Below are 15,889 nucleotides of genomic sequence, written 5' to 3'. Positions count from 1 at the left end.
GTATTTTGAGTCTGCTAGCTGAGGCAGGCTAGAATGTTTTGCATGGGAGCTTCCGACTTTTGGCAGGAGTCGTGTTTTCTCCCGCGAAGAGGGTGCTTTCTGGAGGGTGCACAGATTGTTAGGAGGACTGTCGTGTCAGATCAGCAAGACCGAATAATGCGTTTGTTTATAGAGGAGGCTAAGGAGCACCTCGATACTCTAGAAAATGGTTTAGTGGATTTAAAGTCCACAATGAAAGACCCCGAAAGCGTCCAAGAGATGTTTCGAGCCGCCCATTCCGTGAAAGGAGGGGCGGCTATGCTTGGCTTAGATAGTATTAAAACAACCGCTCACCGTTTGGAAGATTGTTTTAAGGTGCTCAAGGACGGGCCCGTCAAGCAGGTTGACCAAACGGCAGAATCCCTATTTTTAAAGGGAGTTGATACGCTTAAGGACTTGCTGGGGCGACTGGAGGGGCCTTTCGGCTTGAGGAATGAAGAGGGAGAAAAACTCGTGCAGCAGGTGATGCCTGTTTTTGCTCAACTCGAAACTCACCTCGATAAATTGGCGTCAGGGAAAGTGCAGGCGGTTGCTGCTGGGTCTGGTATCCCCGCTGCTTCAACAGCGGGCGCTGTGCCGCCAAATTTTGCTGTTGAAGTGATGACTTTACTCAAAGAAATGTTGCAGGTGTTCAAGCAGAAAGAATCGGCTGCTAGTCGCTCTGAGTTGACGGCTGTGTGCGTTCGCCTCTATAAATTGGGAGGTAAAGTAGAGACTTGGCAAAATTTAGTAAAAACAGCTAGATCTGCGATCGTTAATCCCAAAAACTCTTATAAAGTCTTAGCTCCGTTGATTATCAAAGAACTCAAGGAAGCTGGCGATTTAGTACAAGTGGGGAAAGTCAAGACGATCGTTCCGAGTAAAAATTTGCTACTTTTGGCAGCAAGCCCAAAACCAGCCGCCCCAGTCGCCCCAGCCGCCCCAGCCGCCCCAGCCGCCCCAGCCGCAGCGTCGAAGCAAGTCGCACTTCCGGCTGAACCGAAGGCGGTAGTCAAGCTTTTGCTCAAAACTTTCAACAAAAAGCAACTCTCGGAAATCGCCAAGTTACTGGTTAACGCCATCAAATCCTCGAACTAGGAGGTGTGGCAGTAGAAGATAGAATCAAAGCAATATTTGTGAGGCGGATAATTTTCTGGGGGTGCTGGCAGCCGCTCGTTGAGCAGCAACTCGAAAAAATTCACTCATTCGAGATTTTTGCCCTCTACCTTCTACTGTTGGGCAAGCCTGCGTTAGAATTAGTGGATATGTAGGCGTGCAATATTGTACCAGAATTAAAAATCGAGCAGGCTTTATAAGGCGGTAGCTGTGAAACCAATTAGTTCATTAGAAGATGCTTTAAACCGCTGTCAGGCGATGGGAATGCGCTTGAGCCGCCAGCGTCGATTTATTCTAGAACTTTTGTGGGAGGCAAAAGAACACCTCTCGGCTCGCGAAATTTACGATCGCCTCAACAAACAAGCGCATTCGATCGGGCATACTTCTGTTTATCAAAATCTAGAAGCTTTGTCGAGAGCAGGGATTATTGAGTGCATAGAACGTTCGGAGGGACGCTTGTACGGCAATGTCAGCGACTCTCACTCTCACGTCAATTGTCTTGATACGGCTCAGATTCTCGACGTTCATGTGGAACTGCCGATCGAATTGATCGAACAAATCCAACAGCAAACTGGTGTCAGAATTGTAGACTACCGGATAGATTTCTACGGATATCGCTCTGCCGAGTCCGCCACGGAAGCATCGAGTGTCAGCGATACGCCAAAGGCTTCGTAACGGATAAAGCAGCGGCTGTTGGAAGCAAAACTGATATTTGTACTGGGTGGATCGGTGGTATAAAATGATTTAAGTATTTAGCTGGGTTCGATCGGTTTTTTTGCCGTCGCCAGCCGGAATTTGGTACAGTCGAAAAAAAATGAAAACAGAAAAATGAAACTCGATCGACAAGTTGGGCGATCGGGAATAAAATTTACGACTAAACCAAAAAATCATTTCTACCCGGTACACCTAAAAGTGTAGACCAAATCCGGCTGTAATGCCCCTTTATTTTTAATCGGCTTGGAGGAGACGAAATTTAGTGTAGTTGCGGTTTCAACCGCTGAGTCTGATAATGGAATTTCTGACCCGGATTTAATATTAGACCTTAGTTTAATCGCTCCCCCAATCCATCTGTGGAGTCAAATCTAAAATCTAAAATCTAAAATCTAAAATCTAAAATTGCTCGACTGACGGGGCTTTATACTGTTTTTTCTGCTAAACGGCCCCGGGATCTGTCAATAACTGTTAGATAACTGGTATGATTTACGTGCTTCGGGAGCCTAAAATACTCGGAAGCAACCAGTGGGGCCAGACACAAACCTCACTATAAAACGCCGTAGAGGGAAAGATTGCCAGTACCTTGAAGGAAGTTCTCGATCTCCTTAACAGGAGTCAGAAGCCGACATCACAATCTATGATTTGATGTGGGAGTGTCACGTGAAGAGTGCGCATTACAGGACAAGCTGAAGTAATGGCGAGACGACAATCTGACCAATTCCACACACCACCGCAATACAACCCATCCCTCAAACCGACGGCACAGTTCAGTGCAGAGGCGACAGGCGATGCGAGTTCCTCAGTAACGGCGCTGCCGACCGAGGGGAAAAGAACTTTTTGGCAGTGGCAGCTAATCTGGCTGAGTCTCCTGGTGGGATTTGGAGTAACGGGGGCCGCTGCATTTCTGTGGTTACTGACGATGCCGCCGCCGCCCAATTGCCAGCAACTGTCGCCGCTGGCGGCGGACGGAGAGCGACTTTACTGCGCTCAGCAAGCCGCTAAGTCGGGCAAGCTAGAACAGCTAGAATCGGCAATGGCACTGGTGCAGGCTTGGCCGAAAGAACATCCGCTATACTCGCAAGGTCAACATTTGATAGGGGAATGGTCGAAAGCCATTCTGGGATTTGCCAGGGCAAAAATTGAGAGGGGCGATTTGAAAGGCGCTCTGGAGATTGTGGCGAAAATTCCGAAAACCAGTCCGTCTTACCCAGAGGTACAGGAGGCTGTGACTGCTTGGGAAAAAAATTGGCAGGAGGGCCAAAAACTCTACGATACAGCCCTAGCAGCTTTGAAAAGTGAGGATTTAAGGAAGGCTTGGGATTATGCTCAAGCTTTGTTCAAGCTGGAAAATGTTTTCTGGAGTCAAAAGCGGTACAACGAGCTGATCCAGCAGATTTCTTTGGAAAGAAACGGCTGGCAGCGCTTGGAAGAGGCTAGAGATTTGGCGAAGGACGAGACTCCGCAAAAGTTCGCTGAGGCGATCGTCCTGGCTCGCAAAATAGACTCGCAGCTTTTTGCCCGCGCTAAAGCTGAGAAGGAAATTGAGGGCTGGAGCCGGACTTTGCTGGCAATGGCTACTAAGCGGTTGGGGGCGAAAGACCTGCCGGGGGCGATCGAGGCTGCTTCTGTTGTGCCACAGGATTCGCTACTGTTTGCGGAAGCTCAAGATTTGATGCAGTTGGGTAGAGCTCAGGCAGTGACGTGGAACCAGTCGATATCAACTCCGCTGCCACAACACATTTTTAGCTTGCTTGAAGGGCAGGGGGCTGCTAGCAAAATAGCTCCAGGTCGCCCTCTGTACAAGCAAGCTCAAGTTCAAATTGAAAATTTGCAGGTGCAGTTTCAAGATTTGCTGCGGCTGCAAGTGGCGAGTACGATCGCTAGTGTCGGTCAGATAGGAACGTTTGGACTCGCGATCGAGCAAGCGCAAACCATTGGACTTAAGCAGCCACGGCGCGTTCACGCTCAAACTTTGGTGGCTGCTTGGCGTCGGGAAATTCAGCGGATCGAAGACCAATCTTTTCTGACTTTGGCGAAGCAGTTGGCAGAACCGCAGACGGTTGAAGGACTCAAGGGCGGTATGGCTCAGTTAGCCCTGGTTGCTCAAAACCGCCCCCGCAGGATAGAAGCGCAAACTCTCTTGGCTCAGTGGACGAAACGTATAGAAGTTATTCAAGATCAGCCTTTTTTGGATGAAGCGATCGCCCTGGCGAAGCAAGGAAAACTTAGTGCTGCTATTGAAAAAGCTTCGGCAATTAAGAGCGGTAGGACTTTGTACGCGAAAGCTCAGGATAATGTCTATCAGTGGGTGAGTGAACTGCAAGTTGCTCAAGATAGACCGATTCTTGATCGAGCTTCGGCATTGGCATCTCAAGGCAGTCTAGGAGCGGCGATCGATACGGCTTCCCAAATCGGTTACGGTAGGGCGCTGTATTCAGAGGCAGCAGGTGCGATCGGGCGCTGGAGTGCTGAACTCAGAGCCAACAGTGCGCCGCCGGAACCCGCTCGCGAGTACGCGCCGGAACCCGCTCGCGAGTATGCGCCAGCTCCGCGACAGGAGGAGTACGCGCCAGCTCCGCGACAGGAGGAGTACGCGCCAGAACCAGAGCCTTACTATCCGCCTGCGAGAGAAGAGGCCCCGGCTCCGGAACCTTACTATCCGCCTGCGAGAGAAGAGGCCCCGGCTCCGGAAGCTTACTATCCGCCTGCTAGAGAGCCGGAACCGGAACCTTACTATCCGCCCGCGCCAGAGCCGGAACCTTACTATCCGCCCGCGAGAGAAGAGGCCCCGGCTCCGGCTCCGGAACCTGCTCCTCCCGCTCCGGCTCCGGAACCCGCGCCGCCCTCGATTCCTGAATCGGCTGGGCCTCCTGATGCTAATTTGCTCCCGGAGTAATTGGGTTTTCGCACGATCGCTCTCTAAAATCTCAAATCTAAAATCAAGTGAGTAATTTCCAAGTGCTGACGATCGAGGGCGACCCCATTTTCCGGCTGGGGCTGCGAGTAGCTTGCGAGCAGTATCCAGACTTGCAAGTTGTTGCAGAGATTTCAACCGCAACCGAGGCTTTGCGGGTTCTCGAATCTCGCTCGATCGACTCGGTAGCAGCCAAGAAGCCCGCAGATTTGGTAATTTTGGCTGTTGAGACTTTAAATTTGCGATCGGGCCAAACAGAGGCGCTGGCCTTTTGTCGCGAACTCAAAAGTTTGTACCCCAACCTCCCCCTGTTGCTGCTAGGCGGGCCGCTCACACCAGAGCTGTTGGCTCAGGTACAGGCGACGGGTGCGAATGGCTATTGTCCTAAAGGTAGAGATATTTCCTTGACAATCGAAGCTATTCGCGCGGTGGCATCTGGTCGCACTTATTGGGCGACGGATGCGACAACGAACTCGGAAATAGAACTAAATGCAGCGGTGGTTCAAACAGTAGAAAACTCCGCAGTAATTGCCGATAACAATGCAGATAATTCGACAGTTGATACGCCAGTACACAAAAAAATGCTGGCTTATTTTTGTCAGTCTGGACTACGGGAAATAGATGCAACTTTGGCGGTTGTTCAAGCTGATTTGCAAGAGATTAAAGCGGCAAATCCGACAGATTTGCCCTCTATTTTAGATGGGGTTGTTCTCAGCGGGCGCCGCAGAGAATTGCTGGCAGCTCGCTGGATTGTCAGTCAGTTCTTATTGGAAGGAAAAGGGGAGAAGGCAGAAGGCAGAAGGCAGAAGGCAGAAGGCATAAAGCAGAGGATAGAAGACCGAAAGCAGAAAGAGGAAATGAGAGGCGAGAATTTGTTAAATAATTCTCAATCGCAATTAGCGAATTCCCAAGTTTCGGCTGAATCTTTGGTGGTTGCAACTAATTGGCAAGGTAGCTTGTTTGACTCGGCGGCAGCTAAATTGCAGTTTGATTTGGTGAATTTGACTGGCTTGCCTTTGGAAATCGATATTTTGCGATCGACCAAAAAGCGTGAATTGATGACTTCCATCCTGCATAAGTTAAAGGATTTGCTGGAAGAATTGCGCTTTTCGCAAGTGCAGCAAACTCAATTGTCGCAAAAAATGCCTGCTATTTTACGGGATTTGTGGGAGGCGACAATCATAGATTTTTTTGGCAGATACTATACACTGCCAACGGTAGAAAATCTGGTTTTTGATGGGAGTCAAACAAGCTTGAAACTGGGAGAAAGTCAAGAGGGAAGCGCTGCTTATCTCTTGGCAGGTAGCGGCGTAGAAGTTGTGCCGATACTGCTGGCAGATGCTGATGTAGTTGCAGCAGAAATCCTTGATAAAATACCGATGACAGTTGATTTTTTTGCACATTTGCTATTTGAAGTTCCTCTAACTGTTGACAATATTTCTTGTGTTGCTGGCAGCCCGGCAGCAATGCAGCGAGCTGAAGCTTTGTTGGAAAATTTGGCAATTCAAGTTGCTAGCGGAGTGGTACAGCCTCTACTAAATAATTTGGCAAATATTGAAGAAATTAAGCAAATTTTTTACGATGGTAAGTTGATTTCGACGCGAGAAATTGAGCGGTTTCGGAATGAGTTGTCGTGGAGATATAGCTGGGATAGATATTTTGTGGAACCGAAAGCTATTTTTGAAAGCAGGTTTTGGCTGTTTATTTTGGGCGATTCTGGAATTAAAAAAATTTCTATTTATGCTCCAAGAAATCTGGAGTTAGTACAGCTTTCTGGCTGGCAGTTAGCCTTAACTTTGGTGCTGGAAACCAGGGATGCGATCGCACCTAGAGTTCGCGCGGTTATTTCGTTGTTGGGTGCTGGCGTTGTTTATGTTTTGACTCAGGTTATAGGGCGAGGAATTGGTTTGATTGGGCGGGGAATTATCCAGGGGATTGGTAATTCTTTGCAAGATAGCAAGTTTGGGAAAAATGGGTAATTAGTCATTAGTCATTAGTCATTATTTCGTAGTCATTAGTGAGCTAAAATATTTATAGGTGGTGGTATGATAACTAAATGGTAGACAGTTGACAATCAAGCAATTGGGTACTCGCCTCCCGGATTCATCTGTGGGATTAATCTAAAAATTAAAATGGGTTGACTTTTTATGAGTATTATGATATCGATAGATGCCGATCGCATAAACAGTTTAGATTTGTCTCCGGTGCGGAGTGTGATTGAAAAGTGGCTGGCCGAAGGAGCGATCGCCCAAAACGAACAACAGCTACAATTTGAAATTGAGTATCCGCGCGAAGAGTTAGATCCGCGAGAAATTTCGGAAATTCCCGAAGTGCGGCTGTGGTTTATTCGCTTGGATGCTTGTTATCCTTGGCTGCCATTTTTGCTGGATTGGAAAGCGGGAGAATTGGCGCGCTATGCCGCGATGTTGGTGCCGCACCAGTTCCACCGCACCCAAGGTATTCAGTACAATCCTGAAGCTTTGGAAATGTTTTTGATGAACAAAATTTTTGTGTTGACTGATTGGTTGAATGAGCAGGGAATTCCCAGTAAATCGAAGTTGATGGCGATGTCGCAGATGTTTGGTTATGATTTGGAGGATGCTTTTTTTGATGTGATTTTGCCCCACAAATAAGCATCTCGCTCAAATTAACATAGTCCTAATTAGGTAGGCGACTCTATACCGAAAGACTAAGTAGAAAGGTAGAAATTCGGTTTCTTCCCTTGTGGGGCGGGTTTTCCAGTCCGCCTCCGCTGCTATAAGTTCCATCCACAACAGCTTAATAAAACTTAACAGCAACCGCCATCAGACTTTAATACCATTCTTAAACCAGCGCGCCTCAAAAAATTGTTGCTGGACTTCACAATTTTCTCAGAATTGAGAGTTAGTTTAAATAGACAACGATCGCCCGATTCAATCGATCGAGGAAATTTACCATGAAAACAGATTACCTCATCGTCGGCAGTGGTTTATCAGCACTGGTTTTCGGAGCTTTGATGGCAAACTCCGGCAAAACCGTACACATCCTCGAAGCTCACGAGCACCCCGGAGGCTTTGGTCACACCTTTACGATGGCCAAAAAATACACCTTTAATGCCCAATTCCACTACGTTTGGGACTGCGGCGAAGGACATACAGTCAATCGAGTTCTCAAAAAACTCGGTCTCGATCGAGATGTCACCTTTGAACGGTACGATCCGAATGGCTACGACCACATGAGAATGCCGGGGTATGAGCTGGATATTCCCTCCGAACCAGAGGAACTGATCCGCCGATTGTCGGCCCTGTTTCCCGAAGCGGGCGAGAGAATTCGCAAATTCGTCAACGAAGTCGAGAAAACCGGCGAAGGACTAAGAAAACTCGCTCCTCCCGTCAAACCAATTGAATTGCTCAAAAACTTCGGTGACGTATTCTGTGCCGTCCAACATCTCAATAGTACACTTCAGGACGTTTTCGACAAGTTCCAACTCCCGCAAGCCGCCCAAACCCTATTAGCCCTGCAATGGCCTGACTTTTTGCTGCCCCCAAATCAGCTTTCTTTCTATGCTTGGATTGCCTTGTTTAGAGGCTATCAAGAAGGTGCATTTTACCCGACGCAGCATTTTGAATCTGTCATCAATTCTTTAGTTAATGTCATTGAATCCAACGGGGGAAAAGTTCTACTAAACCATGAAGTCACTAATTTTAGGGTGACAAACAGAACAGTAACTGGTGTTGAAGCGATGGATTTGACCACCCATCAAACCCATGAATTCACGGGCAACACGGTGATTTGCAACCTTGACCCGAAAAGAGCAGCCAAAATGATTGGAGAGGAACTGTTCTCTAAAACAGTGCGGCGGAAACTCAACTATGAGTATTCTGCATCTAACTACATGGTGTACTGCGTTGTCAAAGATATTGATCTCCGAGACTATGGATTTGGCAAGTGGAATACGTTTCATTCTGAGCACTTGGATCTGAATGAAGCCTTTGCTCAAATGTACGATCGAAATGATTTTTCTCGTCCGAGCTTTGCAATTACAACGCCAACTTTACTGACGGAAGCGCGGCGGGATTGTCCAGAAGATTGTCAAATTGTCGAATTTCTGACTGTTGCTAATTACAGCTATTTTAAACAACTTTGGGAGACAGATCGCAAAGCTTACAGACAGAAGAAACAAGAGATTCTGGACTCGATTTTAGATGTTGTGGAAAAACACTATGTTCCGAATTTCCGCAAACACATGGTCTTTCATATTACCGGAAGTCCGACGACTAACGAGCGCTTCTGTTGGTGTCCAAACGGTAATTCCTACGGTTCCACCCTGACGCCGCGCAACATGGGAGTCGATCGACTAAATCATGAAACATCCCTCAACAATTTCTATTTCTGCAACGCCTCTTCGGGCTATCCCGGCTTTGCACCGACATTTTGGACGGGGGCGCTGCTTTATCAAAGTTTATCCGGCGATGCGATTTTAGGCTAGGAGGAATTGGTTACTCGGCGATTGAAATCGCTACTACAGAAACGAAGTCTGCCTCCGCAGACTAAAAAATAAAAAGGGCATCACATCCAACCTGGCAACGAGAGAAAGCTAGAAAAAGGTTCTTGTCCCCCCCCTTATTAAGGGGGGTTAGGGGGGATCGGATCGTTTCTTCAACACCTCTTAAGCATTCGATGATTAATGTTCCATTCTATCAAGTAGGAGTGAACTATGAGAATTGCAATTGTTGGGGGCGGAGCCAGTGGTATGGCAGCAGCCTACTGGCTCGATAAACAGGGGCATCACGTTACTGTGTTGGAAAGTCAGCCGATTTTAGGCGGACACATTAGGACGCTGAACAAAAATGTTGTACCCAATCAATCTGAGTGCAATGAAATATTAGAAAATGGGGTGCTAGAATTTCCGACTGTGTTTTACAATTTCGTGGCTTTTATGCAGGATCTCGGCGTTGAATTAGAACCCGTGCAGATTGGTTCAGCGTTGTTTTTTAAAGATGGCACTCACTTTTTGTCTGCGGTCTCTATCCGAAAGAATTTCACCGGAATCCAACGTCTGAGCGAGTATTTGCGGCTTGATAGTCTCTACGCTCGTTCGGCGGGGTTTATTTTAAAAATGCGGTTTGCTAAACAGCACGATTTCTACGATGTGCCGCTTTCGGAGTCTTTGAAAAGCTCGTGCGTCCGCAATTATTGGCTGAAGTTGCTGACGATGTATAGCTACTCGATACCGTTTGAATTACTCGACAATTTTCCGGCGGAATTAGCGATGCCTGTTTTGCGCGAATATGCCTCGGTCAACTGGGTGAGGATTAAAGGCGGGGTGTATTCTTACATTGAAAAGATTTTGGAGCGATTTAAGGGCGATATACGGCTAAATGTGGAGATTGCCAATATTTTTAGAAGTGCGGATGCTGTAAAAATCGTGCTTTCTGATGGGGAAATCCAGGAATTTGATAAGGTCGTTTTTGCGATGCCACCCGATCAAGTTATGAGGCTATTGTCTGATCCGACGGAGGCGGAAACGAAGCGGTTTTCGGCGTGGAAAGCCAATTATGCAACCACTGTACTGCATTCGGATACATCGATGTACGATCGCTACGGTATCCGCAAGTTATCAGAATTTGATTTTTTCGAGACGGAGAAGGGATGGGGATATAATGCGAGCTTGAATCAGCTTTGCGGCATCTCCTCGCCACGAGAGTACAGTTTAGCTTTTCAACTGCAGGAGTCGATCGCCCAAAAGCACATTATTCACATTCAGAAACATCACACGCCGCTGTACACTGTGGAGTCTTTTCGATATCGAGATGAAGTTATCGAGACTAATGGCGAGAACCACACTTATCATGCGGGAGCTTATTTGGGGGATGGTTTGCACGAAGGAGCCATTACCTCTGCTTTGCGAGTCGCGAAATTAATCGGGTGAACTCAATTGTGATGCTACAAACTCTCGCAAATATCAGTAAATTTCTTGCCGGTGCAACACTCTCACAAAAGTAATGATGTCTGCATCAAAAGTTAAACCCATGCGAGAGTCGTCCACTCGGATGCGAAATTAATTTTTGACCTTGCCTAAGCTGCGACACCACGTGCTGCAGTTAAGTAGACATCATTGCTCATAGATGGGGGCATGGTTGATCCGGCTAACTGAGTACCCTCAAAGTTGGCTCCCGTGAACGTTGCCCCGCTCAAGTCGGCTTCGCTCAAGTCTGCATAGCACAGCCTAGCCCAATCGAGGTTTGCCTGCACCAAAGAAACTCCCACCAGATTTGCCCTGGTTAAATCTGCTCCCATCAACTTGACGCCCCGCAACTGAGCCCCGCTGAGATTGGCAGCTAACAAGTTAGAGCCTTCCAGGTTTACCCCGTTTAGTTTGGCTTCGCTCATGTTGACGCCATTGAGATCCGTCCTGCTCAGGTCAATGCCATTGATGTAAGCTTTCCTGAGATAGATGCCTGTTAGTTGAGCGCCAAAAAGCTTTGCACCGCTGAGTTTTGCCCCTCCGCAGTTGGCCCAGTTGAGGTTAGCTCCCGTGAGGTTAGCGCCCCGCAGATTGATGAATTGCAGGTCGGCTGTACACAAATTGGCGTTCCAGAGGATGGCGCTCCGCAGGTTGCTACCGATGAGTTGGGCGCCACTCAACTTTGCCCTGGGCAGTTTTGCTTTGACGAGGAAAGCTCCGCTGAGATTGGCTTTTGTAAGCTCTGCGTCTGCTAGTCTGGCTTGGCCCATTTTGGCAAAACTCAGATTTGCCCTGTAAAGGTTTGCGTCGTTGAGTTCTGCTTTGGTGAGATGCGCCCGACTCAGGTTAGCTCCCGACAGGTTAGCCCTCGAAAGGTTGACGCCGACCAACATAGCTCCGCTGAGGTTTGCTCCGCTGAGGTTTGCGTCAGCAAAGTCTCTGTTTCCATTTTCGTATTCTTTGAGCAGCTCGGTTACTTCCATACTGGTCACATTCCTAATAGCGGAAATTTATTTAGAAATAAACACTCTTTATAAGTATTTTATCTCAAATGGAGCGGACGCGATCGCACTTTCAAGAAAGCTGACAATTAACTTTATATTTATACATATACTTTGTGCTTTTTCCAGATTCCCGACCGTTTTGAGGTCATAGTCTGAAACCCTTGATTTATCGTGGGTCTCTAGTGTGCTTCGGCAAGCGTTGCGATCGTACTGAGGAATGAGAATTAAATAACTTCCACTCTTGAAAGTGGGATGGGCGTCCCGCCCGTCCAAAAAGGACGGGCGGGACGCCCATCCCACAATAACAATTAAAATTGTAAGTTATTTAATTCGCGATCCTGAGATCGGTGAAACCGTTATTCTCAATAGGTAAGCCATCAAACACTGTCCTAATTATTAATCAATAGTAAAATAATATTCTTGTTGTCCACTGTGACTAACAGCTTTTTTAAACGGAGACTGCAAATTTCTTAGTTGTGTTTGCTTCAGGTGTCGCGAAGGCTGGCATGGTCATATCTCCATATTTTTATCTCCTGTCATTTTTGAGGAAAATTAGATCTAAAACAACAGCTTAATCAGCGAGAAATTTTCTCGGTTGTCTCGCAGGAGTTATACGATCGTGCTTTTCAATATTTCCTTGAGTCTATCGGGGTGAAAAGTAATTTCAGACATTGTACTTATGAGGAATTTATCGATATGCCTAACGGTAGAGGGTATTCGTTCAAAACTTAGCGGATAATATATTGCAGATTTTACAAAACTAACAGCGAGTATTATCTGTAAAGTATCACCCTCTCTACTGGCAGTTAGGCAAATGTGTCAATCTATGTTATGCTGAGTCAAAATGGAGGAATAATCATGTCAAAAGAAAGAAAAAGCAATAAAGAAGTCAAAAAGCCAAAGAAACAACCTGATGGTGTTGCTAAGCCGAAGGATGACAAAAAAAATTATGGTAGCACCGAGGGCCGCAAGTAGAGATAGCTGCCACTCTCTCAACTGTGATTAATTTTGTTCAATTGTCATTACTATCGATTTTTAACAGATTCAAATATCCTATTTTGGGATTATCCGAAAACAGGTTTATTATATCTAGGGTATATGCAGTCCTAAACCCAAAGTATAATGAAATCTGTTTTTAGCGATGAATATGAAACCTTCCGTTGCTGTATGATTGCGGCTCGTAAAGAAGCGCAACTAACTCAGGAGTCTGTTGCTAAATCTCTTAAAAAGCCCCAGTCTTTCGTAGCCAAATATGAAAACGGTGAACGACGGTTAGATGTAATTGAGTTTCTGTTAGTTGCTCATGTAATTGGTGTAGATCCTTGCGATATTATTAGGAAAATTTCACAAAAAATATCTAAAGCATCTTGTGAGAGCGAGATATGAATACCCAAGATGTAATCAGACTTGCCTCCCAATATCTAGATCGCTTATCGGGTAACACTTTCGACGTTTTAGATGTATCTAAACCTGTTACCGTAGATGCAGCGGTGAACCTGTCTAAAGTTATCTCAAAGCTTTCGCCCTTAGTCGGAAATTTAATCGAATTTAACACCGTTGAATTCTTGAATCAACAAAATGAGTTCGCTGAATTTGGAAAGTGGCATAGGCAAGATCCTGGCTTTCCAGATACTATTTTCCTCGGCATAGTTCAACCAACGCCAGGATTAGAAATCAAAGCGTGGTTCCCACTAGCAACAGAGATAACAGCACGTTTCAAAGATAGTCAGAATCACTTTAGGTTCGATCAGACCTACGTTGCTATCCTGGCATGGCTACCCGATAAAATCATCTATGGCAAGCCTCGCATTCTTGATGTGTGCGTTGTCTCTGGTTTATCGGTAGCTGTAGCGAGAGATACCCACTATCACAATCCGCCGGATTATCTTGTTTTAGAGCCGGAAGATACAACTCAAAGAACAGCAAATTTGCAACAAACAAACACCAGTGGATATAAATTCCAAGGCTCTGCGGAGGAGTTTTTAGAAGCTCAGAAAATAGTTGATTCATGGGGTCCTCAAGGAAAAGTCTACAAACCAACTAGAGAGTATCAGCGCCTTCTGCGGGAGCTACGGATACGCTATGAATATAGACTAGATACAAATTTTGCAAAGATGGACAGAATTGTACATCCAGGCATTGAGGAATTTAAGCGACGTGTCTACAATACTGAAGTTTCCGGTATGACCGTTGGTCGGTGGAATAAGCTTTTATCAAGTCGCCTAGAAGGCAGCATCAAGAAATCCCTACAAGATTATCTACAGATTAGAGAAGAGAGTATTGATGAAATTATTGATTAAATCTCTGTACACCATAGTAGAAATAGTCGGGGTCTATCTCGCAAGAAAAGGCTTTTCTTTTGAGTTTCCGTGCTGACAAAGCTGCACTGAAAAGTCCGCCAAAAGGTTCCCATATAACATCGTTTTCATCGCTCGATGCCTCAACAATAAGGTTCATCAGATCCAGAGGTTTTTGGTTGAGATGTAATGCTTTTCCAGAGAGAGTTTTAACTCTCTCATCACCCCGTAAAGCTTGACGCTCCCAAACGTTTGTAAAACCGTGAGGGCATCTAAATTTCGATCGCATATTGCTCCATTCTTGTCCCGTTAAAGGCTGATTGCCATCCAGCGAAAAGTATGGTTTTCCTTGAGGACTACCATACTCATTTGCATAGTTCACTAGCCTTTCAAACATCTCGGTCGGAGGGAAATACCACAAATGCCCTTGATCGAAGTATTTCCTGGTTGCTGCATCCACTACCCCGCAAGCATCGTTGGCTCGTCGTAACGGCAATCCTGAGCGTTTCCATTCTCGTAATAACCATGCTTTTAAGGTAAGTTCATTAACTGTTACTTCTCTGACGTATTGAACGCAGACTTCTGTAACGACGGGGAACCTGCGAATTTTTTGTGTGTTAACATTCCCTGCGATATGACCTTTTCCCTTGTTCCAAATATTGGAATTTACATAGCGCCAACCATATTTTTCTAGAAGTGGATGCACAATAGCCCAACCAATCTCTGAATTCCAAAACCAGAGTGTTGTACAGGGTATGGCTGCTTTTGACCAGGCCTCGATATGAGGTTTATACCAATTAGGTAAATCAATGTGATCTGAGGTATCTCCTTCAAACCCAAGAATACCGTAAGCTCCATCGGAAACTATGACAGTAGGTTGCTCCCAATTGTCATAGTGCTGGAGACTATCGCCAAGATATAAAGTAACGTATTCGTCACTCCATGCAGAAAAGTTAAAATTGGTATTGAGATTAGCTACTTTGCCACGACCAACAGTGCTGCTCGCTTTGCGTTTTAAGATGCTGGGAGAATTCGCTTCTGCGTTAGGACTCATTTGTTGACTTACGTGACTGTAAAAATTACGTACAAATATTTTATCCTATTTTGGGATATTGAGGCTAAGTGATACCAAAGTTAACCTACCTACTTCCGCTTTGTTGACAAAAAATATACTTCGATCGCCCAAATCCATCAAATCCCATCACAGCGATATCTCAGTCACTGCAATATTACCCTCAAAACACACGTCAACATCAGTCCCCGCCGCCCGATCGCGCGAGCCATACTCTCCGGCATAATAAAAGTATTCTCCCTCCATCCGGTAAACCACGGGCAACGGCTGCGTCGAAGGCTGGCAAAACACAATTTCCGGTTCCGCACTTCCCGGCGCTAAATGCGGCAAATTCACATTCCAGAAACACCCCGACTTTGGTTCTCGGTTCAGCAAATGGGCCAACACCCGCGATGTCCAACGAGTAGCGACATCCCAGTCTATTTCGAGCGGCCTTTTAATCCGGTGGGAAATTGCGATTCCCGGAATACCGTGCATGGCTGCTTCGCGCACAGCCGCAACCGTACCGGAAATATACACGTCAACCCCTAAATTGCCGCCCGCGTTAATACCCGAAAGCACCAAATCCGGCTTCGCACAAACGTGATGGAGGGCGATGCGGACGCAATCGGCCGGTGTTCCCCCTACAGCATATTCCACGGACGATCGCCGATCGACATGAATCGGACTGTGAGCCGTCACTTGATGCCCGCAGCCCGACAATTGCCCCTGCGGAGCCACCATAATTGTTTTGCCTTGTACAGCCTGCAAAAGTGCTTGAATGCCCGGAGCATCGATGCCGTCGTCGTTGGTTAAAATTATCGTCAT

At 46.5% G+C, this 15,889-nt stretch carries 13 protein-coding genes; 10 read left to right on the top strand and 3 right to left on the bottom strand.

The genetic code is table 11. The annotated features are described in order from the left end of the window. Positions 1-33 precede the first annotated feature (33 nt). The 8 genes from Q5691_RS17020 (at position 34) to Q5691_RS16985 (ending at position 10,673) form a co-directional block, all read left to right on the top strand. Positions 34-1,116, top strand: a complete 1,083-nt coding sequence (locus Q5691_RS17020) for an Hpt domain-containing protein (protein WP_333216343.1) — start codon at positions 34-36, stop codon at positions 1,114-1,116. A 5-nt stretch (positions 1,117-1,121) separates the two neighbouring features. Then, positions 1,122-1,289 (top strand): hypothetical protein, encoded by a 168-nt coding sequence (locus Q5691_RS17015; protein WP_333216345.1) that lies wholly within the window; start codon positions 1,122-1,124, stop codon positions 1,287-1,289. A gap of 55 nt (positions 1,290-1,344) precedes the next feature. Beyond that, on the top strand, positions 1,345-1,809 hold the full coding sequence (locus Q5691_RS17010; protein ID WP_333216347.1) for a Fur family transcriptional regulator: 465 nt from the start codon (positions 1,345-1,347) through the stop codon (positions 1,807-1,809). Positions 1,810-2,542: 733 nt separating this feature from the next. Next, positions 2,543-4,744 (top strand): hypothetical protein, encoded by a 2,202-nt coding sequence (locus tag Q5691_RS17005; protein WP_333345795.1) that lies wholly within the window; start codon positions 2,543-2,545, stop codon positions 4,742-4,744. 47 nt (positions 4,745-4,791) lie between these two features. Beyond that, entirely contained in the window at positions 4,792-6,741 is a 1,950-nt protein-coding gene (locus Q5691_RS17000) for a DUF3685 domain-containing protein (protein WP_333345792.1), read from the top strand. Positions 6,742-6,909: 168 nt separating this feature from the next. Then, entirely contained in the window at positions 6,910-7,395 is a 486-nt protein-coding gene (locus Q5691_RS16995) for a CRR6 family NdhI maturation factor (RefSeq protein ID WP_333216626.1), read from the top strand. A gap of 302 nt (positions 7,396-7,697) precedes the next feature. After that, positions 7,698-9,230: an NAD(P)/FAD-dependent oxidoreductase gene (locus Q5691_RS16990; protein ID WP_333311450.1), complete on the top strand. Its 1,533-nt coding sequence runs from the start codon at positions 7,698-7,700 to the stop codon at positions 9,228-9,230. 228 nt (positions 9,231-9,458) lie between these two features. Beyond that, positions 9,459-10,673, top strand: a complete 1,215-nt coding sequence (locus tag Q5691_RS16985) for an FAD-dependent oxidoreductase (RefSeq protein ID WP_333216622.1) — start codon at positions 9,459-9,461, stop codon at positions 10,671-10,673. A gap of 146 nt (positions 10,674-10,819) precedes the next feature. On the opposite strand, the gene Q5691_RS16980 is transcribed toward Q5691_RS16985, so the two are convergent. After that, positions 10,820-11,692, bottom strand: a complete 873-nt coding sequence (locus tag Q5691_RS16980) for a pentapeptide repeat-containing protein (RefSeq protein ID WP_333216620.1) — start codon at positions 11,690-11,692, stop codon at positions 10,820-10,822. A gap of 1,143 nt (positions 11,693-12,835) precedes the next feature. On the opposite strand from Q5691_RS16980, the gene Q5691_RS16975 reads away from it, so the two are divergent. Continuing rightward, entirely contained in the window at positions 12,836-13,099 is a 264-nt protein-coding gene (locus tag Q5691_RS16975; protein ID WP_333311451.1) for a helix-turn-helix transcriptional regulator, read from the top strand. After that, positions 13,096-14,013, top strand: a complete 918-nt coding sequence (locus Q5691_RS16970; protein ID WP_333212866.1) for a hypothetical protein — start codon at positions 13,096-13,098, stop codon at positions 14,011-14,013. Before Q5691_RS16975 ends, Q5691_RS16970 begins: the two co-directional genes overlap by 4 nt. Here the strand turns inward: Q5691_RS16970 and Q5691_RS16965 are convergent. Both Q5691_RS16965 and surE read right to left on the bottom strand, forming a co-directional pair. After that, positions 14,003-15,064: a DNA methyltransferase gene (locus Q5691_RS16965; protein ID WP_333212864.1), complete on the bottom strand. Its 1,062-nt coding sequence runs from the start codon at positions 15,062-15,064 to the stop codon at positions 14,003-14,005. The two genes, Q5691_RS16970 and Q5691_RS16965, sit on opposite strands and share 11 nt — an antisense overlap. A gap of 147 nt (positions 15,065-15,211) precedes the next feature. Beyond that, the gene (gene surE, locus Q5691_RS16960) at positions 15,212-15,889 is read right to left on the bottom strand and encodes a 5'/3'-nucleotidase SurE (RefSeq protein ID WP_333345807.1); all 678 of its coding nucleotides are present in this window, start codon (positions 15,887-15,889) and stop codon (positions 15,212-15,214) included.

It is taken from the genome of Microcoleus sp. w1-18aA5 (genome assembly GCF_036701705.1).
Taxonomy (GTDB): Bacteria; Cyanobacteriota; Cyanobacteriia; order Cyanobacteriales; family Microcoleaceae; genus Microcoleus.
The sequence above is the reverse complement of the archived record's forward strand: the minus strand, read 5'-3'. Positions and strand labels throughout refer to the sequence as shown.